At 73.4% G+C, this 23,121-nt stretch carries 21 protein-coding genes; 15 read left to right on the top strand and 6 right to left on the bottom strand.

Features of this window, described 5'->3' with window-relative positions; genetic code table 11:
* Positions 1-95: 95 nt before the first annotated feature.
* Entirely contained in the window at positions 96-695 is a 600-nt protein-coding gene (locus tag IE108_RS15590; RefSeq protein WP_064730513.1) for a nucleotidyltransferase family protein, read from the bottom strand.
* A gap of 145 nt (positions 696-840) precedes the next feature.
* Between IE108_RS15590 and IE108_RS15585 the strand changes: the two genes are divergently transcribed.
* Positions 841-1,152 (top strand): DUF5955 family protein, encoded by a 312-nt coding sequence (locus tag IE108_RS15585; RefSeq protein WP_079163714.1) that lies wholly within the window; start codon positions 841-843, stop codon positions 1,150-1,152.
* Between the two features lie 18 nt (positions 1,153-1,170).
* On the opposite strand, the gene allR is transcribed toward IE108_RS15585, so the two are convergent.
* Positions 1,171-1,974, bottom strand: a complete 804-nt coding sequence (allR, locus tag IE108_RS15580) for an allantoin degradation transcriptional regulator AllR (protein ID WP_064730515.1) — start codon at positions 1,972-1,974, stop codon at positions 1,171-1,173.
* Between the two features lie 237 nt (positions 1,975-2,211).
* On the opposite strand from allR, the gene allB reads away from it, so the two are divergent.
* Both allB and alc read left to right on the top strand, forming a co-directional pair.
* Positions 2,212-3,549, top strand: a complete 1,338-nt coding sequence (gene allB, locus IE108_RS15575) for an allantoinase AllB (protein ID WP_064730516.1) — start codon at positions 2,212-2,214, stop codon at positions 3,547-3,549.
* A gap of 62 nt (positions 3,550-3,611) precedes the next feature.
* The gene (gene alc / locus IE108_RS15570; protein ID WP_064730517.1) at positions 3,612-4,742 is read left to right on the top strand and encodes an allantoicase; all 1,131 of its coding nucleotides are present in this window, start codon (positions 3,612-3,614) and stop codon (positions 4,740-4,742) included.
* Positions 4,743-4,905: 163 nt separating this feature from the next.
* Here the strand turns inward: alc and IE108_RS15565 are convergent, their stop codons facing one another.
* Entirely contained in the window at positions 4,906-5,676 is a 771-nt protein-coding gene (locus IE108_RS15565; RefSeq protein ID WP_064730518.1) for an SDR family oxidoreductase, read from the bottom strand.
* A 176-nt stretch (positions 5,677-5,852) separates the two neighbouring features.
* Here IE108_RS15565 and IE108_RS15560 point away from each other — a divergent pair, with 176 nt between their 5' ends.
* Positions 5,853-6,248, top strand: a complete 396-nt coding sequence (locus tag IE108_RS15560) for a guanyl-specific ribonuclease (protein WP_064730519.1) — start codon at positions 5,853-5,855, stop codon at positions 6,246-6,248.
* Between the two features lie 102 nt (positions 6,249-6,350).
* Here IE108_RS15560 and IE108_RS15555 read toward each other — a convergent pair whose 3' ends face one another.
* Positions 6,351-6,551: a hypothetical protein gene (locus tag IE108_RS15555; RefSeq protein WP_064730520.1), complete on the bottom strand. Its 201-nt coding sequence runs from the start codon at positions 6,549-6,551 to the stop codon at positions 6,351-6,353.
* A gap of 170 nt (positions 6,552-6,721) precedes the next feature.
* Here IE108_RS15555 and IE108_RS15550 point away from each other — a divergent pair, with 170 nt between their 5' ends.
* Entirely contained in the window at positions 6,722-7,999 is a 1,278-nt protein-coding gene (locus IE108_RS15550) for a sensor histidine kinase (RefSeq protein WP_064730521.1), read from the top strand.
* A gap of 173 nt (positions 8,000-8,172) precedes the next feature.
* On the opposite strand, the gene IE108_RS15545 is transcribed toward IE108_RS15550, so the two are convergent.
* Positions 8,173-8,868 (bottom strand): hypothetical protein, encoded by a 696-nt coding sequence (locus tag IE108_RS15545; protein ID WP_079163715.1) that lies wholly within the window; start codon positions 8,866-8,868, stop codon positions 8,173-8,175.
* Positions 8,869-9,090: 222 nt separating this feature from the next.
* Between IE108_RS15545 and IE108_RS15540 the strand changes: the two genes are divergently transcribed.
* A complete protein-coding gene (locus IE108_RS15540; protein WP_064730522.1) occupies positions 9,091-9,900 on the top strand; it encodes a barstar family protein in 810 nt (269 codons plus the stop codon).
* Positions 9,901-10,067: 167 nt separating this feature from the next.
* Positions 10,068-10,769, top strand: a complete 702-nt coding sequence (locus tag IE108_RS15535) for a response regulator transcription factor (RefSeq protein ID WP_064730523.1) — start codon at positions 10,068-10,070, stop codon at positions 10,767-10,769.
* A gap of 10 nt (positions 10,770-10,779) precedes the next feature.
* Here the strand turns inward: IE108_RS15535 and IE108_RS15530 are convergent, their stop codons facing one another.
* The gene (locus IE108_RS15530) at positions 10,780-11,802 is read right to left on the bottom strand and encodes a Gfo/Idh/MocA family protein (RefSeq protein WP_064730524.1); all 1,023 of its coding nucleotides are present in this window, start codon (positions 11,800-11,802) and stop codon (positions 10,780-10,782) included.
* Between the two features lie 129 nt (positions 11,803-11,931).
* Here IE108_RS15530 and IE108_RS15525 point away from each other — a divergent pair, with 129 nt between their 5' ends.
* The 8 genes from IE108_RS15525 to IE108_RS34825 all read left to right on the top strand — a co-directional run bounded on the left by IE108_RS15525 (position 11,932) and on the right by IE108_RS34825 (position 23,108).
* Complete coding sequence (locus IE108_RS15525; RefSeq protein WP_107420500.1) at positions 11,932-12,669, top strand: myo-inositol degradation transcriptional regulator; 738 nt, start codon at positions 11,932-11,934, stop codon at positions 12,667-12,669.
* A gap of 193 nt (positions 12,670-12,862) precedes the next feature.
* Positions 12,863-13,867, top strand: coding sequence for a sugar ABC transporter substrate-binding protein (locus IE108_RS15520; protein WP_064730526.1), 1,005 nt, complete (start codon positions 12,863-12,865; stop codon positions 13,865-13,867).
* Positions 13,864-14,904 carry an ABC transporter permease gene (locus tag IE108_RS15515; protein WP_064730527.1) on the top strand — a complete coding sequence of 347 codons (1,041 nt, stop codon included), beginning with the start codon at positions 13,864-13,866 and terminating at the stop codon, positions 14,902-14,904. The genes IE108_RS15520 and IE108_RS15515 overlap by 4 nt, the downstream gene beginning before the upstream one ends.
* Positions 14,901-15,701, top strand: a complete 801-nt coding sequence (locus tag IE108_RS15510) for an ATP-binding cassette domain-containing protein (protein WP_064730528.1) — start codon at positions 14,901-14,903, stop codon at positions 15,699-15,701. The genes IE108_RS15515 and IE108_RS15510 overlap by 4 nt, the downstream gene beginning before the upstream one ends.
* A gap of 115 nt (positions 15,702-15,816) precedes the next feature.
* Positions 15,817-16,965 (top strand): ROK family glucokinase, encoded by a 1,149-nt coding sequence (locus IE108_RS15505; protein WP_064730529.1) that lies wholly within the window; start codon positions 15,817-15,819, stop codon positions 16,963-16,965.
* Positions 16,962-17,543, top strand: coding sequence for a hypothetical protein (locus IE108_RS15500; protein WP_064730530.1), 582 nt, complete (start codon positions 16,962-16,964; stop codon positions 17,541-17,543). Before IE108_RS15505 ends, IE108_RS15500 begins: the two co-directional genes overlap by 4 nt.
* Before the next feature lie 112 nt (positions 17,544-17,655).
* Complete coding sequence (locus IE108_RS15495; RefSeq protein WP_064730531.1) at positions 17,656-20,682, top strand: SCO1167/SCO6262 family helicase; 3,027 nt, start codon at positions 17,656-17,658, stop codon at positions 20,680-20,682.
* A complete protein-coding gene (locus IE108_RS34825; RefSeq protein WP_229851838.1) occupies positions 20,679-23,108 on the top strand; it encodes an SWIM zinc finger family protein in 2,430 nt (809 codons plus the stop codon). Before IE108_RS15495 ends, IE108_RS34825 begins: the two co-directional genes overlap by 4 nt.
* Positions 23,109-23,121 lie beyond the last annotated feature (13 nt).

Below are 23,121 nucleotides of genomic sequence, written 5' to 3'. Positions count from 1 at the left end.
CAGTGGATACTAGTTTCCTCATCGTGGAACTTCAATGGTTTGTTGACGTCGAGATTCTCCGGGTCGAGGGAAGGTGGCGCTCGGTGCCACGCCCTTCACTCAAGGTGGACCAGGTCGGCCTCGGTGTCGATGTCGTAGGGCTGCGCCACGTCCGCGCACTCCACGAGCGTGATCCGGTCCGCGTGCTCCCTCAGATAGGCGCGTGCCCCCCGGTCGCCGGTGGCAGTCGCGGCGATTCCCGGCCAGTGCGCGGCGCCGAGCAGGACCGGGTGTCCGCGCACGCCCGCGTACGCCGCCGAGACGAGCGACGTCTCGTCGCGGTAGCCGGCGCGGACCCGGGCCATCGCCTCGGCGCCGATGCCGGGCTGGTCCACCAGCGAGACCAGGGCCGCCCGCGCCCCCGTCCCGGCCAGCGAGCCGAGTCCCGTGCGCAGCGAGGACCCCATGCCCTCTTCCCAGGCGGGGTTGTCCACGAGCACGCAGCCGTCGAGCGCGGCCCGGGCCCGTACGTCCGCCGCCCGCGCCCCCAGGACGACGTGCACCCGGGCGCACCCGGCCGCGCGCAGTACGGCGACCGCGTGTTCGACGAGCGGATGTCCGCGGTGTTCGAGCAGCGCCTTGGGGCGTCCGCCGAGCCGCCGGCCGCCCCCGGCGGCCAGCAGAAGTCCCGCCACCTGGTCTTCGTTCTCCGTCATGGGTCCTGCATACCTGACGGGCCGCCAAACGCCCCGGGGCGGGCGGGATGTCCGGGGACTGAATTTCCGTCCGCGTGCTGGCGTGCCCGGTCCGGGGTGGCGTTTACTGGCCCGCGCACGACGGGGTGCGAGGGGGAGGGCCGTTTTGCGGAGCTTGGGGCAGAGGCGAGCGGCCGTCGGCGACGAGGACGTGAGAGTGACGGAACTGCGGGCGGCGGTGTCGCGCCTGCGGCGCCGGCTCGCCGTCCTGCCCGCCGACTTCCCGGACCGCGCGATCGCCGAGGACGAACTGGCCGACCTGGCCGCGATGGCGGGGCACGGAGTCCCCGAGGCGCCGCGGCTGCGCCGCTCCCTGCTGCTGATAGCGGGCGCGATCGGCTCGGTCAGCGCCCTGGCGCCGGGGCTGGCCGAGGTGCGCCGCGCGGTGGAGCTGTTCGCCGATCCGCCGCGCGGGTGAGGCCCGCCGGGCCGGGCCTCAGGCCGCCGGGTTGCCGTTCGACGTCAGCAGGGCCTCCGACAGCTCCGCGGCGACCTGCTGGAGCAGCGGCACCATCCGGTCGGTCGCGGCCTCGGTGACGCGGCCCGCCGGGCCGGAGATCGAGATGGCGGCGGCGGTGGGGGAGTCGGGCACGGAGACGGCGAGGCAGCGCACGCCGATCTCCTGCTCGTTGTCGTCGATCGCGTAGCCCTGGCGGCGCACGTCCTCCAGCGCGGCGATGAACCCGTCCGGCGTCGTGATCGTCTTGTCCGTCGCGGCGGGCATGCCCGTGCGGCCCAGCAGGGCGCGCACCTCGTCCGCCGGGAAGTCCGCGAGCAGCGCCTTGCCCACGCCGGTGGAGTGCGGCAGGACGCGCCGGCCGACCTCGGTGAACATGCGCATCGAGTGCTTGGACGGCACCTGTGCGACGTACACGATCTCGTCGCCGTCGAGCAGGGCCATGTTCGCCGTCTCGCCGGTCTCCTCCACCAGGCGGGCCAGGTGCGGGCGGGCCCAGGTGCCGAGCAGCCGGGAGGCGGACTCGCCGAGGCGGATCAGGCGCGGGCCGAGCGCGTACCGGCGGTTGGGCTGCTGGCGGACGTATCCGCAGGCCACGAGGGTGCGCATCAGGCGGTGGATGGTCGGCAGCGGCAGGCCGCTGCTGGCCGACAGCTCGCTCAGGCCGACCTCGCCGCCCGCGTCCGCCATCCGTTCGAGCAGGTCGAAGGCGCGCTCCAGGGACTGGACGCCACCGGTGGCGGACCTGGCGGAGTCGGTGGTGCTGGCGCTGGACGTCGGCACGGCACGTTCCTTTCGGGGCTGGCGGGAGGAAAGAAGCGTACCCGGCGGCCGGTTGACTACCGGCTTGTACATAGCTACGTTCTGCTTGCTGGAATTCTAATTCCGCTTTGTGGAAACGTCCAGGCCTTGGTCGCCGGGCATGCCCCCACAAAGGGTGCCTCTTGACGGGCCCCCGTGAGGAGTGAAGACTCCTTCAACAGAACGTTGAAACACCTGGCAGGGAAGAGAGGGGTTCGGGTGTCGCAGGCTGAACTCGTACTGCGCTCGACGCGCGTCGTCACTCCCGAGGGGACGCGCGCGGCGTCGGTCGCGGTGGCCGGAGGGACGATCACGGCCGTCCTCCCGTACGACGCCCCCGTCCCGGAGGGCGCCCGGCTCGAGGACGTCGGCGACCACGTCGTCCTCCCCGGACTGGTCGACACCCACGTCCACGTGAACGACCCCGGCCGCACCGAGTGGGAGGGCTTCTGGACCGCCACCCGCGCGGCCGCCGCCGGCGGCATCACCACCCTCGTGGACATGCCGCTGAACTCCATCCCGCCGACCACGACGGTCGACCACCTGCGCGTCAAGCGCGAGGTCGCCGCCGCCAAGGCCCACATCGACGTCGGCTTCTGGGGCGGCGCCCTGCCCGACAACGTCAAGGACCTGCGCCCGCTGCACGAGGCCGGGGTCTTCGGCTTCAAGGCCTTCCTGTCGCCGTCCGGGGTCGACGAGTTCCCGCACCTCGACCAGGAGCAGCTCGCCCGGTCGCTGGCGGAGATCGCCGCCTTCGACGGCCTGCTCATCGTGCACGCCGAGGACCCGCACCACCTGGCCGCGGCCCCGCAGCAGGGCGGTCCGAAGTACAGCCACTTCCTGGCCAGCCGCCCCCGCGACGCCGAGGACACCGCGATCGCGACCCTCCTCGCCCAGGCCAAGCGGTTCAACGCCCGCGTGCACGTCCTGCACCTCTCCTCCAGCGACGCCCTGCCGCTGATAGCCGAGGCCCGCGCGGACGGCGTCCGGGTGACGGTCGAGACCTGCCCGCACTACCTCACCCTGACCGCCGAGGAAGTGCCCGACGGCGCCAGCGAGTTCAAGTGCTGCCCGCCCATCCGCGAGGCCGCCAACCAGGACCTGCTGTGGCAGGCGCTCGCCGACGGCACCATCGACTGCGTCGTCACCGACCACTCGCCCTCCACCGCGGACCTCAAGACCGGCGACTTCGCCACCGCCTGGGGCGGCATCGCCGGCCTCCAGCTCAGCCTGCCGGCGATGTGGACCAAGGCCCGCGAGCGCGGACTCGGCCTGGAGGACATCGTCCGCTGGATGTCGGCCCACACGGCGCGCCAGGTCGGCCTCGACGGGCGCAAGGGCGCCATCGCCGCCGGCCACGACGCGGACTTCGCCGTCCTCGCCCCCGACGAGACGTTCACCGTAGACCCGGCCGCCCTCCAGCACCGCAACCGCGTCACCGCGTACGCGGGCAAGACCCTGTACGGCGTCGTGAAGTCCACCTGGCTGCGCGGAGAGCGCATCGTGGCGGACGGCGCGTTCACCGACCCGAAGGGACAGCTCCTCACCCGGACCTGAGACGTCCGGACCTCCTGCACCCAGATGACCCCGAACGACCCCGAGAGGAACACCTGATCACCGTGACGGCCCAGCAGAACTCCCAGTTGGCCAGCTTCACCGGCGACGCGAACCCCTACGGAGGCGGTGACCCGTACGCGGACTACCGCACGGCCGACCTCCCGTTCACCCATCTCGCGAACCTCGCCGACCGGCGGCTCGGCGCCGGTGTCGTCGCCGCCAACGACGAGTTCTTCGCCCAGCGCGAGAACCTGCTGGTGCCCGAGCCCGCCGAGTTCGACCCCGAGCACTTCGGGCACAAGGGCAAGGTCATGGACGGCTGGGAGACCCGCCGGCGGCGCGGCGCCTCCGCCGAGCACCCCTGGCCCACCGAGGACGACCACGACTGGGCGCTGGTCCGGCTGGGCGCGCCCGGCGTGATCCGCGGCATCGTCGTCGACACCGCGCACTTCCGGGGCAACTACCCGCAGGCGGTCTCCGTCGAGGGCGCCAACGTCGAGGGCTCCCCGTCGGCGGAGGAACTGCTCGCGGCCGACGTCAAGTGGACGACCCTCGTCCCGCGCACCGCCGTCGGCGGCCACGCCGCCAACGGCTTCGCCGTCTCGGCCGAGCAGCGCTTCACCCACCTGCGCCTCAAGCAGCACCCCGACGGCGGCATCGCCCGCCTGCGGGTGTACGGCGAGGTGCTGCCCGACCCGGCCTGGCTCACCGCGCTCGGCACCTTCGACGTGGTCGCCCTGGAGAACGGCGGGCAGGCCGAGGACGCCTCGAACCTCTTCTACTCGCCGGCCACCAACACCATCCAGCCGGGCCGCTCCCGCAAGATGGACGACGGCTGGGAGACCCGCCGCCGCCGCGACCAGGGCAACGACTGGATCCGCTACCGGCTGGTGGACCGCTCGCAGATCCGCGCCATCGAGATCGACACGGCCTACCTGAAGGGCAACTCGGCCGGCTGGGCCTCGGTGTCCGTGCGGGACGGCGACAGCGGCGAGTGGCGCGAGATCCTGCCGCGCACCCGCCTCCAGCCCGACACCAACCACCGCTTCGTCCTGCGGGAGGCCGCCGTCGGCACGCACGCGCGCGTCGACATCTTCCCCGACGGCGGCATCTCCCGCCTGCGCCTGTTCGGTTCCCTGACCGAGGACGGCGCGGCCCACCTGGCCGCCCGCCACCAGGAGCTGGGCGGCTGACCCGCCCCTCACACCCACGCGCGGGGCGCCCGGCCGGACAGCACCGGGCGCCCCGCGCGTGCGCTTTTCCCGTCCCGTCACGGGGACTTCGCCGCGCGGCGCGCGCATCCGCGGACGGTAGGGGCCGGGGCCCCGCGACGTCGGCACGAGCCGAACGGACGGCCTAGGCCGCGTGGCCGCCGTCCACCGCGAACTCCGCGCCCGTGACGTAGGTGGCCTGCGCCAGGTGCGCGACGGTCGACGCCACCTCGTCGGCCGTGCCGAAGCGGCCCAGGGCCGTCAGCGCCGCCTGCCCCGCGGCGAAGGGGCCGTCGGCCGGGTTCATGTCGGTGTCGATCGGCCCCGGGTGGACGATGTTCGCCGTGATCCCGCGCGGCCCCAGCTCCCTGGCCAGCGCCTTGGTCAGGCCGGCCAGCGCCGACTTGCTCATCGCGTACAGGGTGCCGCCGGGGCCGGGCACGCGCTGGGTCATGCAGCTGCCGACCGTGATGATCCGCCCGCCCTCGGTCATGCGGGCCGCGGCCGCCCGGGAGGCCAGGAAGACACCCCGGACGTTCACCGCGAGCAGCCGGTCCACGTCGGCGGCGGTCAGGGTCTCCAGCGGGCCCAGCAGACCCAGACCCGCGTTGTTGACCAGCACGTCGGGGCCGCCCCCGAGCGCGAGCGCCGCGCGCTCCACCGCTCCCTCCGCCTCCTTGGGGTCGGCGGAGTCCGCCCGCAGGGCCACCGCCCGGCGCCCCAGGGCCTCCACGGCGCGTACGACGTCCGCCGCCGCGTCCTTGCCGTTCACAAAGGTCAGCGCCACATCGGCGCCCTCCCGGGCCAGCCGCAGCGCGACGGCCGCGCCGATGCCGCGGCTGCCTCCGGTGACGAGGGCGGTCCGGCCGAGCAGGGGAGCGGCCGGGTGGGTGAGTGCGTTCGTGTTCGTGTTCATGGGTCCATCCCAGCGGGCGGCAGGCGCCGGTGCTGGCGGTGAACGGACGCCGAATCCCGGCGGCCGGGGCAACGGCCGCGCGGAGGGTGAACGCGCCGAAAACACATATGACGTCCAGGGAAACTCCACTTTCTTGTCATTGACATGCCATGGTCTACGCGCGTCATCATGAAGCCATGCGATTCCCCCCACACGCCGCCCGGCTCGGCGCGGCAACCGCAGTCCTGTCCGCCCTCCTCGTGGGCGGCACCGTCTCCGCGACCACCGCCGGCGCCGCTCCGGCGGCGGTCGGCGACATCTGCTACAGCGCCCTGCCCTCCCAGGCGCACGACACCCTCGACCTGATCGAGCAGGGCGGTCCCTACCCGTTCGAGCAGGACGGGACCGTCTTCCAGAACCGGGAGGGCATCCTGCCCGGTCAGTCCAGCGGCTACTACCACGAGTACACCGTGATCACCCCGGGCTCCGACACCCGCGGCGCCCGGCGCATCGTGACCGGCGAGGCGAACCAGGAGGACTACTACACGGCCGACCACTACGAGTCCTTCGACCTCGTGGACCACGGCTGCTGAAGCCGGACCAGAAGGCCGGTGGCCGCCGGCCGGGAGCCCGGCGGCCACCACCGGCCGGGTCCAGCCGGGTCCGGCCCGCCCGCGGCGGCCGGGGCGGGTGACTCAGCCGGGCTTTCTGCTCTCGGCCGCCGCGAACAGCGCGGCGCCGAGCACGAGCAGCGCCACGCTCGCGTAGAGCTCGGCACCGTCGAGGAAGCCGACCTTCTGCACCAGGCCCCACTTCCAGTCGGTGAACTCGTGCACCAGCCCCATCACGCCCTGGATCACGGCCAGCAGTCCCAGGAACTCCAGCAACTCCTTCATGCCACCGACTCTCGCCCCGCGGACCCCCCACCCACATCGGCCGCGGGGCGAGATCTCCCCGACCGAAGGCCCTCCGTCCCGGCCTCCGGTGAGCCGAAAGTCTGCGATCCCGCGACTTCGGTCGGTGATCCCGCGCGCGGGATCGTCGCCGCGCCGGGCGCTGCGTAGATTTGTCGACCGTGAGCGACAACAGCCCCGAGCGGATCCCCGCGGCGTTCCCAGGGCGCCGCTGGCTGCTGCCGTCGGCGCTGATCGAACAGCTCGACCCCCGTCCCGGCCCGGGCTCCCCGGGCGGCCGGCTCCGGCGGCCCAGGCGCACCGCCCGCGACTGGATCGTCGACTTCTCCTGCTTCCTGATCGCCGTCGTGATCGGTCTCCTCGCGGCGGAGCAGCTGGAGAACGAGCCCGGCCTCTCCCACGCCCTGCAAGTCGCCGACCAGCTGATCGGCGCCCTCGCCTGCGCCGCGGTCTGGCTCAGGCGCCGGTGGCCGGTCGGGCTCGCCGTCGCGATGCTGCCGCTCGGCTTCGTCTCCGTCACCTCGGGCGGCGCCACGCTGGTCGCCCTGTTCACCCTGGCCGTGCACCGCCCCTTCCGGTACGTGGCCTGGGTGGCCGGCGTCCAGATCGCGCTCCAGCCCCTGTACTACTGGCTGCGCCCCGACCCCGAACTGCCCTACCTCGGCTCCCTCGTCTTCGGCACCCTGCTCACCGCCGCCGTGGTCGGCTGGGGCATGCTCGCCCGCTCCAAGCGGCAGCTCATGCTCAGCCTCCGCGACCGCGCCCGGCGGGCCGAGACCGAGGCGCGGCTGCGGGCGGAGCAGGCCCAGCGGCTCGCGCGGGAGGCCATCGCCCGGGAGATGCACGACGTCCTCGCCCACCGGCTGACCCTGCTCAGCGTGCACGCGGGCGCCCTGGAGTTCCGCCCCGACGCGCCCCGGGAGGAGGTGGTGCGGGCGGCCGGCGTCATCCGCGAGAGCGCGCACGAGGCGCTCCAGGACCTGCGGGAGATCATCGGCGTCCTGCGGTCGGCGGAGTCCGACGACGCGAGGGGCCGCCCGCAGCCCACGCTCGCGGCACTCGACGCGCTGGTCACCGAGTCCCGGGAGGCCGGCATGAAGGTCACCCTCGCGGGCCGGGTCGACGACCCCGCCGCGGTCCCCGCCTCCGTCGGCCGCACCGCCTACCGCATCGCCCAGGAGGCCCTCACCAACGCCCGCAAGCACGCCCCCGGCACCGAGGTCACCGTCTCGGTCGGCGGCGCCCCGGGCGACGGCCTCGCGATCTCGGTGCGCAACGCCCCGGCGGACGGCGAGGTGCCCCACGTGCCCGGCTCCGGACAGGGACTGATCGGCCTGACCGAGCGAGCCGTCCTCGCCGGCGGCACCCTGGAACACGGCGCCACCCCCGAGGGGGGCTTCGAGGTGCGGGCGCGGCTGCCGTGGGGGTGAGCGGGTGTTTTGAACGTGGTCTTCTGTGACCTCTCCGTCTCCCGAGCGTTCCCAGAGCCGCCGGTGCCGTCGGCTCGTGGTGCTACTGGTTCCGAGGTGGTCGCCTGGAGACTCACTGGAGGCTGAAGGGGGCCGCGGCATCGCCCCACCGTGTACTGGGAGAGGCGTCCCCCCTACTCGATTTCACGCCGATTCAGCCGCGTACAGCCCCATGTGCCTGCCGCGATGATCAGCGCCGCCAGGCAGCCGATCGCCATCCGGTACGAGTCGGGTTCAAGCTCCGCGTCCGCCTCCTCCAACGGACCGGCTGCCCCCTTGGGGTCGTACAGCACACGCAACTTGTCGCCCGGCTCGACCCAATCGGCTTCGCAGCCGTCGCCCTCCGACAGCTGAGGTGAGATCTTCCGCCCGTCGCGGGTTCGGAGCGTGCACTTGTCGGTTTTGCGGTTCTCGACGTCTATCACGACAGCCTCGGCCCACCGGCCGCGTTCTTGCAGCGCCCGCTCGTTGCCGGCCTGGCGGGTGATGACCGCCAGCACGACTGCGGCAACGAGGGCAACGGCGAGCGCAACGATGGCTAGTCTCGGCGGCTTCTTATGAGGGATACGGCGGAGCAAGAGGGCTGGTACCAGGACGAGAGCCAGGGGTATGAGCAGCGCGGAGGCGGGGAAGGCCATGCCGCGCAGCAGGCCCGGCAACGGAATCACCGGCGCGAGCCACGTCAGACTCACCGAGGCCGCGACGCTCGCGCTGTTGAACAGAAGCCATTGAAGGGGGCGCGTACGTAGCCGGGGATGGGCGTTCTCGGCAGGTTGGGCGGCTCTGTCGGCCCCCGCCGCGAGCCCGTGCGAGTCCTTGTCCCCCGTCATGCGCTCCTACTCCCTCTCCAGTCTGCGTCGGACGGTCGGCGAACGAGCGTACGCGGTGCCGAAGTCGGACTGATGGGCGAGGTCGGACCCTCCACTGACGCTCCTCAATCCGGGGCACGGATGCTCAACTCACCTCGGTGCCGGTGCGGTCGTTCGGTATCACGTGGAACCCCACACGGATCGGCTCCTCTGTAGGCTCCTCGGCTCAGGAGGTGTGCGGAAATGGCGGGCAGTGCAGGAGGTGGGCGCAAGTACGCCTTGACGAGCGACGAGGACGAGAGCGATTTCTGGGGATTCGCGCAGGAGGCCCGGGGTTTGTTCACCTCAAGTGAGGACGGTCTGCGCCAAGTCGAGCTCCTGGGGTGCCTGCCGCAGGGAACACTCCTGAAGTGCATCGACCACCTTGGCGGCCGCCGCGCATCTGCGGGGAGCGCGGACGTGGCCTTCCTGGACGCTCAAGGCGTCGAGATGGGTTCCTACTTCGTCACCGGTGTCACCGTGACGGCCGCCGAACCGTCACTGCATGGAGAGGGTCTTCTCGATGTCACTGTGCGTCTGTGGTGCGATCAGCTTCTCCCGGGCTCGGCATGGGTGTGGGAACTTCTTAGAACGGGCCGACTGAGCCGGAAGGGTTTGTGGCACTCTCTCGACGCGGAAGGACGAATAGCCTGGTTGTCCGTGGCTCTGTGGTCCCGGCGATACCAGCGTCGCGAACGCCCCGAGGACACCGCGCCAGGACAGGTGTTCACCTTGGACGGCCGACAGGTCGTTGACGCGGCCGGCTTCTACTGTGCGCTGGGTGAGGCCATCAACGGGCCTGGCGGGTACTTCGGGTGGAATCTCGCTGCCGTGGACGACTGCCTCCGAGGAGGCTTTGGTGCCGCACCTCCGTTTACTCTGGCGTGGGAGAACTCGGACATCGCGAGGTCACGAATGGTCGGCGACCGAGCAAGCGACAGGCGAGCCGGGGCCGATTTCGGGGTGCTCCAAGAGATCTTCGCGGATCATGGCGTCGACGTCCTGTTGCGGTGAAGCGGAGCATGCCCTCTTCTCCCAGCTGGTTCGCATGTGGGTCGGACACCCGGTACTGAGAGTCATGAGCGACCCGTTCAAGCAGGCCCCTCCGCGACCGTAGTGTCGCAGCGACGAGCCCGCACAGGCCGGACCCCGTCACCGGCAGCCGTGATTACGTAGGGCCCATGACTGCGATCAGACTGCTCGTCGTCGACGACGACCCGTTGGTGCGGGCCGGGCTGTCCCTGATGCTGGGCGGTGCCGAGGACGTCGAGATCGTCGGGGAGGCGGCCGACGGCGGGGAGGTCGAGGCCCTCGTCGACCGCACCGGCGCGGACGTCGTCCTCATGGACATCCGGATGCCGGTCGTCGACGGCCTGACGGCGACCGAGCGGCTGCGGGCCCGCGCCGACGCCCCGCAGATCATCGTGCTCACCACGTTCCACGCCGACGACCAGGTGCTCCGCGCCCTGCGCGCCGGCGCCGCCGGGTTCGTCCTCAAGGACACCCCGCCCGCCGAGATCCTCGAGGCCGTGCGGCGGGTCGCGGCCGGCGATCCCGTGCTGTCGCCCGCCGTGACCCGGCAGCTGATGGACCGGGCGGCCGGGGGCGTCGCCGACACCCGCCGCACCCGCGCCCGTGAGCGCGTCGGCACGCTCAACGACCGCGAACGCGAGGTCGCCGTCGCGGTCGGCCGGGGCCTGGCCAACGCCGCCATCGCCGCGGAGCTGTACATGAGCGTGGCCACCGTCAAGACCCACGTCTCCCGCATCCTGGCCAAGCTGGACCTCGGCAACCGCGTCCAGATCGCCCTGCTGGCCCATGACGCGGGCCTGCTGGAGGAGTACCAGGAGGACGGGGGCCGGAGCCGGGGGAGCGGACCGTGACCCGACCGGGTCAGCCCGCCGCGGCCGCCGCGGCCCCGGGGACCTCGGCCAGCCGCACGGGCCTGCGCTCGCGGCGGGAGACGTCGCAGGCCTCGGCGACGCGCAGCGCCTGCAGCGCCTCGCGGCCGTCGCACGGGTTGGCCCGCTCACCGCGCACCACCTCCACGAAGGTGGCCAGCTCCGCCTCGTAGGCGGGCCCGAACCGCTCCACGAAGCCCGTCCACGGCTTGTCCGCGGCCGGGGGACCGGTCGGCTCGGTGGACGCGATCGGCGTACGGTCGTCCAGGCCGACGACGATCTGGTCCAGCTCCCCGGCCAGCTCCATGCGCACGTCGTACCCCGCCCCGTTCAGCCGCGTCGCCGTCACCGTGGCCAGCGTGCCGTCGTCCAGCGTGAGCAGCGCGGCACCGGTGTCCACGTCGTCCGCCGCGCGGAACATCGGCGGCCCGGCGTCCGACCCGGCGGCGTACACGTCGGTGACCTCCCGCCCGGTCACCCAGCGCAGCACGTCGAAGTCGTGGATGAGCGTGTCCCGGTACAGCCCGCCGGACTGCGGCAGGCAATCGGCCGGCGGCGGCGCCTGGTCGCTCGTCACCGCCCGCACGGTGTGCAGCCGTCCGAGCCGCCCGGCCCGCACCGCCTCCCTGGCGCCCCGGTACCCCGCGTCGAAGCGCCGCTGGAACCCCATCTGCAGCACCGTCCCGGCCGCCTCCACCTCGGCGATCGCCTGTAACGTGCCGGCCAGGTCCAGCGCGATGGGCTTCTCGCAGAACACCGGCAGCCCCGAGCGCGCCGCCCGGCCGATCAGTTCCGCGTGGGCCGGGGTCGCCGTGGTGATCACCACCGCGTCCACGCCCCACCGGAAGATCTCGTCCACTCCGGGCGCCGCCGTCTCCCCGAGCCGGTGGGCCAGATCCTGGGCCCGCGGGAGGTCGGCGTCCGTGAGGATCAGGGATCCGACGTCGCGGTGGCGGCTGAGTGTGTTGGCGTGAACGGTGCCGATGCGGCCCGTCCCGATGACCCCGATGCGCATGGAATCAAAGTGGGCTCACCGCACGCACCCTGTCAATGCGTATGTCCGGACAATCGAACTACACAACTTCCCGTCACCACCGCACGGAGCTACGCTCGGGCCGTGCCGAAACCAGAAGTGGACCCCACCGTGTCGCTGGACCTCAGCGTGGATCGCAGCAGCCCCGTGCCGCTGTACTTCCAGCTGTCGCAGCAGCTGGAGGCGGCGATCGAACACGGCGCGCTCACCCCGGGCAGCCTGCTCGGCAACGAGATCGAGCTGGCCGCCCGGCTCGGTCTGTCCCGGCCCACCGTCCGCCAGGCCATCCAGTCGCTCGTCGACAAGGGGCTGCTGGTGCGCCGCCGCGGCGTGGGCACCCAGGTGGTGCACAGCAAGGTCAGGCGCCCGCTGGAACTCAGCAGCCTCTACGACGACCTGGAGGCCGCGGGCCAGCGACCCGCGACCAAGGTGCTGGTCAACACGGTCGTCCCGGCGCCCGCGGAGGCCGCCGCCGCACTCGGGGTGGCCGAGGGGGCCGAGGTGCACCGCGTCGAGCGGCTGCGGCTGACCCACGCGGAGCCGATGGCGTACCTGTGCAACTACCTGCCCTCCGGCCTCCTGGACCTCGACACCGGCCAGCTGGAGGCGACGGGCCTGTACCGGCTGATGCGCGCCGCCGGCATCACCCTGCACAGCGCCCGCCAGTCCATCGGCGCCCGCGCCGCCACCGCCGGCGAGGCCGAACGGCTCGGCGAGGACGAGGGCGCGCCCCTGCTCACGATGGAGCGCACGACCTTCGACGACACGGGACGCGCGGTGGAGTTCGGCACCCACACCTACCGCCCCTCCCGGTACTCCTTCGAGTTCCAGCTCCTCGTACGGCCCTGACCCACCCCCGGAGGACGCCGCTCGCCGTGCGGGTTCGTCGCAATGTCCGGACAATGTGACCGTCGTCCGGTCCCCGGAGGCAAAGGCTCCGCTTGTGTGTCGGACAATGGGGCGTTTGGGGTCTCCGGACCCCGGGCCGGAGCCTTCGGCGCCCGGCACGCACAGCACGGCACAGCAAGAAGGGCACGGCCTCGTGGCACGGTTTCGGACCTGGGTAGGCATAGCGCTGGCGGGGGCACTGTCGGTGTCCCTGGCCGGGTGCAGCAGCACTGGCGGCAAGCGCGCCGAGGACGCCCGCAAGGCCGCGTCGGCCCAGGGGCAGGCGGCGGTGAACACACCCCGCTGGACCTTCGCGATGATCACCCACTCGGGCGACGGCGACACCTTCTGGGACATCGTCCAGAGCGGCGCCGAGCAGGCGGCGGTCAAGGACAACATCAACTTCCTGTACTCCCACGACGACGAGGCCCAGCAGCAGGCGCAGCTGGTGAACGCCGCCATCGACAAGAAGGTCGACGGGATCATCGTCACGCTGGCCAAGCCCGACGCGATGAAGTCCGCCCTCGACCGCGCCCGCAAGGCGGGCATCCCGGTGATCACGGTGAACTCCGGCTCCGAGGTGTCCAAGAAGTTCGGCGCCCTCACCCACATCGGCCAGGACGAGACGATCGCCGGCGAGGCGGTCGGCGAGGAACTGAACCGGCGGGGCCGCGAGCAGGCCCTCTGCGTCCTCCACGAGCAGGGCAACGTCGGCCACGAGCAGCGCTGCGACGGCGTCGAGAAGACCTTCGACGGCAAGGTCCAGCGCCTCTACGTCAACGGCACCAGCATGCCGGACGTGCAGTCCGCCATCGAGGCCAAGCTCCAGACCGACAAGGCCGTGGACGCCGTGGTCACCCTCGGCGCCCCCTACGCCGACACCGCGGTGAAGGCCAAGCAGGGCGCCGGCAGCAAGGCGGAGATCGACACCTTCGACCTCAACGCCAAGGTGGCCGGCGGACTCTCCGACGGCACCCTCGGCTTCGCGGTCGACCAGCAGCCGTACCTCCAGGGCTACGAGGCCGTCGACCTGCTGTGGTTGTACAAGTACAACGCCGACGTCCTCGGTGGCGGCCGCCCCGTGCTCACCGGCCCGCAGATCATCACCAAGGACGACGCCGCCGCGCTCGCCGAGTACACCAAGCGGGGCACCCGATGAACGCCACACAGGCCAACGACGCTGACGAAAGGATTCTGCGGACCTCGCCGCTGCGGAAGCTCCTGGGCCGTCCCGAACTGGGATCGGTCGTCGGGGCCGTCGCCGTCTTCGTCTTCTTCGCGTTCTTCGCCGACAGCTTCCTGCGCGCCGCGAGCCTGAGCACCGTGCTCTACGCCGCCTCCACGATCGGCATCATGGCCGTCCCGGTGGCCCTGCTGATGATCGGCGGCGAGTTCGACCTGTCGGCCGGTGTCATGGTCACCTCGTCGGCGCTGGTGTCGTCGATGTTCAGCTACCAGATGACCGCGAACGTCTGGGTGGGCGTCGGGGTGTCGCTGCTGGTCACCCTGGCGATCGGCGCGTTCAACGGCTTCATGCTGACCCGCACGAAGCTGCCCAGCTTCATCATCACGCTGGGCACGTTCCTGATGCTGACCGGCCTGAACCTGGGCTTCACCAAGCTGATCGACGGCACCGTCTCCACCAAGTCGATCGCCGACATGGAGGGCTTCCCCTCCGCCCGCGACGTCTTCGCGTCCACGATCACCGTGGGCGGCGTCGGCTTCAAGGTGACCATCCTGTGGTGGCTCGCCCTGGTCGCCGTCGCCAGCTGGATCCTGCTGCGCACCCGCGCCGGAAACTGGATCTTCGCGGTCGGCGGCAACCAGGACGCCGCCCGCGCGGTGGGCGTCCCGGTCACCAGGACCAAGATCGGCCTCTACATGGGCGTCGGGTTCGGCGCCTGGATCTCCGGCCAGCACCTGCTCTTCTCCTACGACGTCGTCCAGTCCGGCGAGGGCGTCGGCAACGAGCTGATCTACATCATCGCGGCCGTCATCGGCGGCTGCCTGATCACCGGCGGCTACGGCAGCGCCGTGGGCTCGGCGGTCGGCGCGTTCATCTTCGGCATGACCAGCAAGGGCATCGTCTTCGCCGAGTGGAACCCCGACTGGTTCAAGTTCTTCCTCGGAGCGATGCTGCTCCTCGCGACCCTGCTCAACGCCTGGGTCCGCAAGCGCGCGGAGGCCACCGCATGACCGAGACCACCGAGACCCCAGCACGCGAGGCGCTCGTCGAGCTGTCCGGCGTCAGCAAGAACTACGGCAACGTACGCGCCCTGGAAGGCGTGTCCCTCCAGGTGCACGCGGGCGAGATCACCTGCGTCCTCGGCGACAACGGCGCGGGCAAGTCCACCCTCATCAAGATCATCTCCGGGCTGCACCAGCACGACGGCGGCACTCTCGCCCTCGACGGCGAGGAGACCCGGCTCTCCTCCCCGCGCGAAGCCCTCGACCGCGGCATCGCCACCGTCTACCAGGACCTCGCCGTCGTCCCGCTGATGCCGGTCTGGCGCAACTTCTTCCTCGGCTCCGAGCCCCGCAAGGGCGTCGCCCCGTTCAAGCGCATGGACGTCGACCACATGCGCCGCACCACCCACGCCGAGCTGCTGCGCATGGGCATCGACCTGCGCGACGTCGACCAGCCCATCGGCACCCTCTCCGGCGGCGAACGCCAGTGCGTGGCGATCGCACGCGCGGTGTACTTCGGCGCGAAGGTACTCGTCCTGGACGAGCCGACCGCCGCCCTCGGCGTGAAGCAGTCCGGCGTCGTCCTGAAGTACGTGGCGGCCGCCCGCGACCAGGGCCTCGGTGTCGTCCTCATCACCCACAACCCGCACCACGCGTACCTGGTGGGCGACCGCTTCGTCCTCCTGAAGCGCGGCACGATGGTCGGCAACCACGAGCGGGACGACATCACCCTGGACGAGCTGACACGCCAGATGGCGGGCGGAACGGAGCTGGACGATCTACGCCATGAACTGGAACGCCGATAAGGGGCGCGGGGAACCGCGCGGGTAACCACGACGGACCCGCACCCGGCGACGAACCGGTCACGCCACCCCCGTCCCATTCGGCACCCGGCGGAGCCGTGCGGCACAATCGCACCCGATGAGCACCTACCGCGACTTCACCGCCCCCATCGGTTCCCGCCGCGCCCCGGTCCTGCGCACCGTGGGCACGAGGGAACGCCGCTCGCACCTGACGGCGCCCCGCGTCCCCACGGTCGGCATCGACATCGGCGGCACGAAGGTGATGGCGGGCGTCGTCGACGCCGACGGCAACATCCTGGAGCGCCTGCGCACGGAGACGCCGGACAAGTCCAAGAGCCCCAAGGTGGTCGAGGACACCATCGTCGAGCTGGTCCTGGACCTCTCCGACCGGCACGACGTCCACGCCGTCGGCATCGGCGCGGCCGGCTGGGTCGACGCCGACCGCAACCGCGTGCTCTTCGCACCGCACCTGTCCTGGCGCAACGAGCCGCTGCGCGACCGCATCGCCGGCCGCCTCGCGGTGCCCGTCCTGGTGGACAACGACGCCAACACCGCCGCCTGGGCCGAGTGGCGCTTCGGCGCCGGCCGCGGCGAGGACCACCTCGTCATGATCACCCTGGGCACCGGCATCGGCGGCGCGATCCTGGAGGACGGCCAGGTCAAGCGGGGCAAGTACGGGGTCGCGGGCGAGTTCGGGCACATGCAGGTGGTGCCCGGCGGCCACCGCTGCCCGTGCGGCAACCGCGGCTGCTGGGAGCAGTACAGCTCCGGGAACGCCCTGGTCAGGGAGGCACGCGAGCTGGCCGCGGCCGACTCGCCGGTGGCGTACGGGATCATCGAGCACGTCAAGGGCAGCATCGGCGACATCACCGGCCCGATGATCACGGAGCTGGCCCGCGAGGGCGACGCCATGTGCGTCGAGCTGCTCCAGGACATCGGCCAGTGGCTCGGCGTCGGCATCGCCAACCTGGCCGCCGCCCTCGACCCCTCCTGCTTCGTGATCGGCGGCGGCGTCAGCGCCGCGGACGACCTGCTCATCGGCCCCGCGCGCGACGCCTTCAAGCGCCAGCTGACCGGCCGCGGCTACCGCCCCGAGGCCCGCATCGTCCGCGCCCAGCTGGGCCCCGAGGCCGGTATGGTGGGCGCCGCCGACCTGGCCCGCCTGGTCGCCCGCCGGTTCCGCCGCGCCAAGCGGCGCCGCGTGGAGCGGTACGAGCGCTACGAGCGGTACGCCGAGTCCCGCCGCACCTCAGGGGAGTCGCTGTGACCGAGACCCTGCCCCACCAGGCCGGAACCCCGGAGGACCACGGGCCCCCGGGCGAGGACCGCCGGCACATGATCCGGCGGCGCGCGCTGACCCTGCTCACCATCGTGCTGCTCATCGGCGTCCCCGCCGGCTACCTCGTGATCTCCGCCAACCAGAGCCGCGACAGCGGCCGGGAGAAGGAGGCGAAGTACGCGGCGACCGGCATGACGCGGGGCTGGCCGTCCAAGCTCCAGCGGCGCATCTACGAGCTGCCCGTCCCGGTGCCCTCGGAGAAGATCGCGTACTACGAGACGAACAACTGGAAGACCAGCCGCCTCTACGTCCAGTTCCAGACCACCAACGCCGGCCTGGACGCCTTCCTGGCCGGGCTGGGCCTCGACCGGGACGCGCTGCAGAAGGACCGGATCGCCATCAGCGACCGGGCCCAGCGGGTCACAGGCTGGAACTTCCGGTCGTCCAGCACCTGGTGGGGCGTGGTCAACGAGCAGCGGAACCCGGCCCCGACCCAGGACGTCGTCGTGGACCTGGACGACCCGGATTACCCGATGGTGTACGTCGTCTCGCGCACCGTTCCCTGACCGGCGCAGGCGTCCCGCACGCGCCCGGGAGCCGTCCGGGGCCGATTGTCAGACCCCGCCCGTAGAGTCGAAGACAGCTGATCGGGCAGGCGGGCGGGAGGTGACAGGACGTATGGGCGACACGGCACTGGCGGAGACGACCGTCTCCGGACGCGCGGGGGAGTGGCGGCGGACGAGCGGGCGGACCGACCCCCCGCCCTCCGTCCCGCTCCGGCTGGCGGCCGTCTTCCTGCCCGCGCCCCTCCCGCGCGACGCCCGGATCGCCTTCTGGGACCCGGACGGACGCGCGGACGGCGACACCTTCTCCGCGCACGCCCCGGCACCGGACGACGGCCCGCACCCCGGACCCGGGGCAGACGGCCCCGCGCCCGGGACGTACTCCGCCGACCCGACCGACCCGTCGGGGCCCGCGGACCCCACGGACGTCACGGAACTCACGGTCGTGCGGCGGCACGGCTCAGGCGTGCGGCGCGGCACGGCACGCGCGCTGTCCCTGCCGCTCGGCGAGGCCCTGCCCCTCCTGGTGCGGGCGCGGCACGACCCGGCCGCCCACCCGGCGACCGCCTGCTGGGGAGCGGCGGCCCTGCACGCGCTGCGGCTCATCGCGCGCGGGCGGCTGCTGCCCGGCCTCACCGCGACCGGACACGACGCCTGGCGCGCGGGACCGCTGGACTCCGACGACATCGCGCACCTGCGCGCCGTGGCCGCCGCCCTGCCCCCGGAGGGCCACGCGGTGCCACTGGACGCGCCGGGCCCGATCCGGCTGCCCGAGCCGGAGGCGCTGGTCCGCGCCTTCCTCGACGCCGTCGCCGACACCCTGCCCCGCACCCCGGCCGCCCCCCACGCCTCGGGCCGCCCCTTCGCCGCCCGCGAGGGCCGGCACCTGCCCGGCGCCCACGACTGGGCCGCCGAGGTCGCCGCCGGGATGGACGCGGGCGTGCGGATCTCCCTGCGCCTGGACCTGTCGGCGTACGACCTCTTCGACCGGGACGCCACCGGTCCGGAGGGCGGCGGCGTGCGCAGCGCCGGCGCCGCGATCGTCCAGGTGCACAGCCTCGCCGACCCCACCCTGGTCGCCGACGCCGCCGACCTGTGGTCGGGGGAGGCCGACGCGGCCTTCGGCCCCCGCGCGCGCGTGGACGCCGCCCTCGGGGTGCGCCGGGCGGCCCGGGTCTGGCCGCCGCTCGACCGCCTCGCCGAGCAGGACGTGCCCGACGTCCTCGGGCTGTCCGAGGAGGAGGTCACCGACCTGCTCGGCGTGGCGGCGGGCCGGCTCGCCGCGGCCGGCGTCGCCGTGCACTGGCCCCGCGACCTGGCCCAGGACCTCACCGCGACCGCCGTGGTCAGGAACGCGCCGGGCTCGGCGACGGACGGCACCGGCTTCTTCGAGAGCGAGGACCTCCTCCAGTTCCGCTGGCAGCTGGCGATCGGCGGGGACCCGCTCACCGAGGCCGAGATGGACGGCCTCGCCGAGGCCCACCGACCCGTCGTCCGGCTGCGCGACCGGTGGGTGCTGGTCGACCCGGAGCTGGTCCGCCGCGCCCGCAAGCGCGACCTGGGCCTGCTCGACCCGGTCGACGCCCTCTCGGTCGCCCTCACCGGCAGCGCCGAGGCCGACGGCGAGACCGTCGACGTGGTGCCGGTCGGCGCGCTGGCCGCCCTGCGCGACCGGCTCACCGCGGGCGTGCGCCCCGCCGAACCACCGCCCGGCCTGCACGCCACCCTCCGCGACTACCAGCTGCGCGGACTGGCCTGGCTCGACCTCATGACCTCCCTCGGCCTCGGCGGCTGCCTCGCCGACGACATGGGCCTCGGCAAGACGGTCACCGTCATCGCCCTGCACCTCAAGAGGGCCCGGACCGAGCCCACCCTGGTGGTCTGCCCGGCCTCACTGCTGGGCAACTGGCAGCGGGAGATCACCCGCTTCGCGCCCGGCGTCCCCGTCCGCCGCTTCCACGGCGCCGACCGCACGCTCGACGGCCTGGCCGGCGGGTTCGTGCTCACCACCTACGGCACGATGCGGTCCGCCGCCCCGGACCTCGCCGAACGCCCCTGGGGCATGGTCGTCGCCGACGAGGCACAGCACGTCAAGAACCCGTACTCGGCGACGGCGAAGGCCCTGCGCACCATCCCGTCCCCCGCGCGCGTGGCCCTGACCGGCACCCCGGTGGAGAACAACCTCTCCGAGCTGTGGGCCCTGCTCGACTGGACCACCCCGGGACTCCTCGGCCCCCTCAAGTCCTTCCGCGCCCGCCACGCCCGCGCGGTGGAGAACGGCGAGGACGAGGAGGCGGTGGCGCGCCTCGCCCGGCTGATCCGCCCCTTCCTGCTCCGCCGCAAGAAGTCCGACCCGGGCATCGTCCCCGAGCTGCCGCCGAAGACCGAGACGGACCACCCCGTCCCCCTCACCCGCGAACAGGCCGCGCTGTACGAGGCGGTGGTGCGCGAGTCGATGCTCGCCATCGAGGAGGCCGAGGGCATCGGCCGTCGCGGCCTCGTCCTCAAGCTCCTGACCTCGCTCAAGCAGATCTGCGACCACCCCGCGCTCTTCCTCAAGGAGGAGCATGCGCCGGGCACCCCGGGCGGGGGCGGCACCGACCGCATGACCGACCGCTCGGGCAAACTGGCCCTGCTGGACGAGCTGTTGGACACGGTGCTCGCCGAGGACGGTTCGGTCCTCGTCTTCACGCAGTACGTCGGCATGGCCCGCCTCATCACCGCCCACCTGGCCGCGCGCGCCGTCCCCGTCGACCTCCTCCACGGCGGTACACCGGTGCCGGAGCGCGAGCGCATGGTGGACCGCTTCCAGAGCGGCGCGACGCCCGTCCTCGTGCTGTCCCTCAAGGCCGCGGGCACCGGCCTGAACCTCACCCGCGCGGGCCACGTCGTGCACTTCGACCGCTGGTGGAATCCGGCCGTCGAGGAGCAGGCCACCGACCGCGCCTACCGCATCGGGCAGACCCAGCCGGTCCAGGTGCACCGCCTCATCACCGAGGGCACGGTCGAGGACCGGATCGCCGAGATGCTCCAGTCCAAGCGGGCGCTGGCCGACGCGATCCTCGGCTCCGGCGAGTCGGCCCTCACGGAGCTGACGGCCCGTGAGCTGTCCGACCTGGTGTCCCTGCGGAGGCCGGCATGACCCCCCGCCCCGCCGACGAGGCCCGCCGCGCCCTGCGCGAGGCCCGGCTGCGCGGCGAGTCGACCCCGGACGTTCCGACGGACACCCCCGAGGACACCGGCTCCGGGGTCGCCACCGGGCCGGAGCCCGGCACGCGGGCCCGCGACACCGCGCGGTCGCGCGACCAAGGCCCCGGCGACGACCTCGACGAGAAGCGCCCCGCGCGTCCCGCCGACCTCGCTCGTGCGGCGCTGCGCGACACGCGCCACGCGAGGCCGGACGCGGATGCCGGTGCCCCCGAGGAGACGGCCGCCCACGCCGCGTCCGGCCCCGAGGAGGACCGCGAGGGCGACCGCGTCCCGGCCACGGATGACCGACCTGACGGGACATCAACCCACGGCGAGGGGAAGCCGACCGCAGAGACGGAGGACACAGAGGCGCACGACGCAGAGCCGGAGGGCGCGGAAACCCCGGCCGTCGGCGAGGGCCGCCCGGGAGACGTGGCGCGGGAGGCCCTGCGCGCGGCTCGACGGCAGGCCCGCGCGGACGCGGCGGACGGGAAGGCGGGCCCCGGGCGACGCCCCTCGCCTCCCCGGAACCCCAGGCCCCTCACCACCGGCGATCCGCGGGCCGCCGACGCCCGTGCACGCGCCCGTGCCGTACGGGACTTCGCCGCGGACGCCTTCCGGCTGCCGCCGGAGACGGACCCCGATGAGCAGACCCCGGCCGGCGAGGAGCAGCGTCCGGTATCCCAGGAGGGCGCCGAGTGCCCTTCGGCGCCCGACGAGTCGGCCGGCCGGTCCCCGCGCACGCCCGCCGACGCGACGCCCGTACCCGGTGCCGCCCCCGGCCCGGCAGAGGTGCCCCCTTCCCTCGGGGAGCCCCGCACCTCTGCCGTACCCGGCCCCGCAGAGGTGCCCCCTTCCCTCGGGGAGCCCCGCACCTCTGCCGTCCCCGGCCCCGCAGAGGTCCCCACTTCCGTCGGGGAGCCCCGCCCCGCGTCCACGTCACCACAAGACCCGCAGCCACCCCGGCACCGGACGCGCCCGCACGAGGCCCCGCCACCGCACGACACCTCACCACCCCCCACCGACGGCCGCCCCTCCCACCAGGCCCCGGCCCGCCCCGCCCCGACCCCTCCCGCCCCGGCCGCCCCCTTCACGACCCCTCGCACCACCCCCCGCTCGATGGCCGCCCCGGACCGTGACGGCGACCTGCGGCGCACGTTCCCCGCGCTCCCGCCCCGCGCGGCGGACGAAGGCCTCGCCGCCACCTGGTGGGGAAACGCATGGGTGACCGCGCTGGAGGAGGGCGCCCTGGACGCCGCCCGGCTCGCGCGGGGACGCGGCTATGCCGAGCAGGGCCACGTCGACGCCGTCACCGTGACGCCCGGACTGGTCCTCGCCTACGTACAGGGCAGCCGGCCGCGGCCGTACCGGGTGCAGGTGCGGTTGCGCACCCTGGGCGACGACGACTGGCAGCGGTTCCTGGACGCGGCCGTCGAGCGGCCCGGGCACATCGCCGCGCTCCTCGACGGGGAGCTGCCGCACACCCTGGCCGACTGCGGCGTGCCGCTGCTCCCCGGCCCCGGCGACCTCGCGCCCCGGTGCAGCTGCCCCGACTCGGGGCGCCCCTGCAAGCACGCCGCAGCGCTCTGCTACCAGACGGCGCGGCTCCTCGACGCCGACCCCTTCGTCCTGCTCCTGCTCCGCGGCCGGGGCGAACGCGCGCTGCTCGACGCCCTGTCCCGGCTGAACGCGACCCGTGCCGCACGGGCCGCCCAGGACCGCGGTCCCGCTCCGCTGCCCGGCGTGCGGGCAAGCGCCGTACTCGACGGGCGGCCTCTCCCGCCCCTCCCGGCCCCCCTGTCCCCCCCCCCGCATCCGGAGCAGCCCCCGGCCTACCCGGCGGCGCCGGGCGGCCCCGACCCCTTCGCGCTCGATCAGCTGGCCACCGACGCCGCCGCCCGCGCCCACGCCCTGCTCAGCACCGGCCGGGACCCGGTGGGCGGTCTCACGCTGTGGCAGGACGCCGCCCGGCTCGCCGCGGCCCGCCCCGGCTCCGGTCTCACCGCGGGCACCCGGGCGCTCTACGCCTCACTGGCCCGCGCGGCCGGCCGTGACCAGGCCGACCTGGCCCGCGCCGTGGCGGCCTGGCGGCAGGGCGGCCCCGAGGCACTGGACGTACTGGAGGCGGCGTGGGATCCGCCGGCCGGTCGCTTCGACCGCGCCCGGCCGCTGCTGCTCGCCGCGGACCTGCCCGCGTTCCGGCCCTGGCGCAACCGCCTCACCCACCCCCGCGGCCACGTCCAGCTCCGCCTCGGCCGCACCGGGCTCTGGTACGCCTACGAGTCGGAGCCCGGCCGGGAGGACTGGTGGCCGCGCGGCACCCCCGACCTCGACCCCGTGGGCGCCCTCACCGGCCTCGGCGCGTCCGACGACCTCTGACGCGGCCGCGGGG

The organism is Streptomyces parvulus (genome assembly GCF_014648855.1).
Classification (GTDB): Bacteria; Actinomycetota; Actinomycetes; order Streptomycetales; family Streptomycetaceae; genus Streptomyces; species Streptomyces parvulus.
This window is presented reverse-complemented; position numbering and strand designations above follow the sequence as displayed.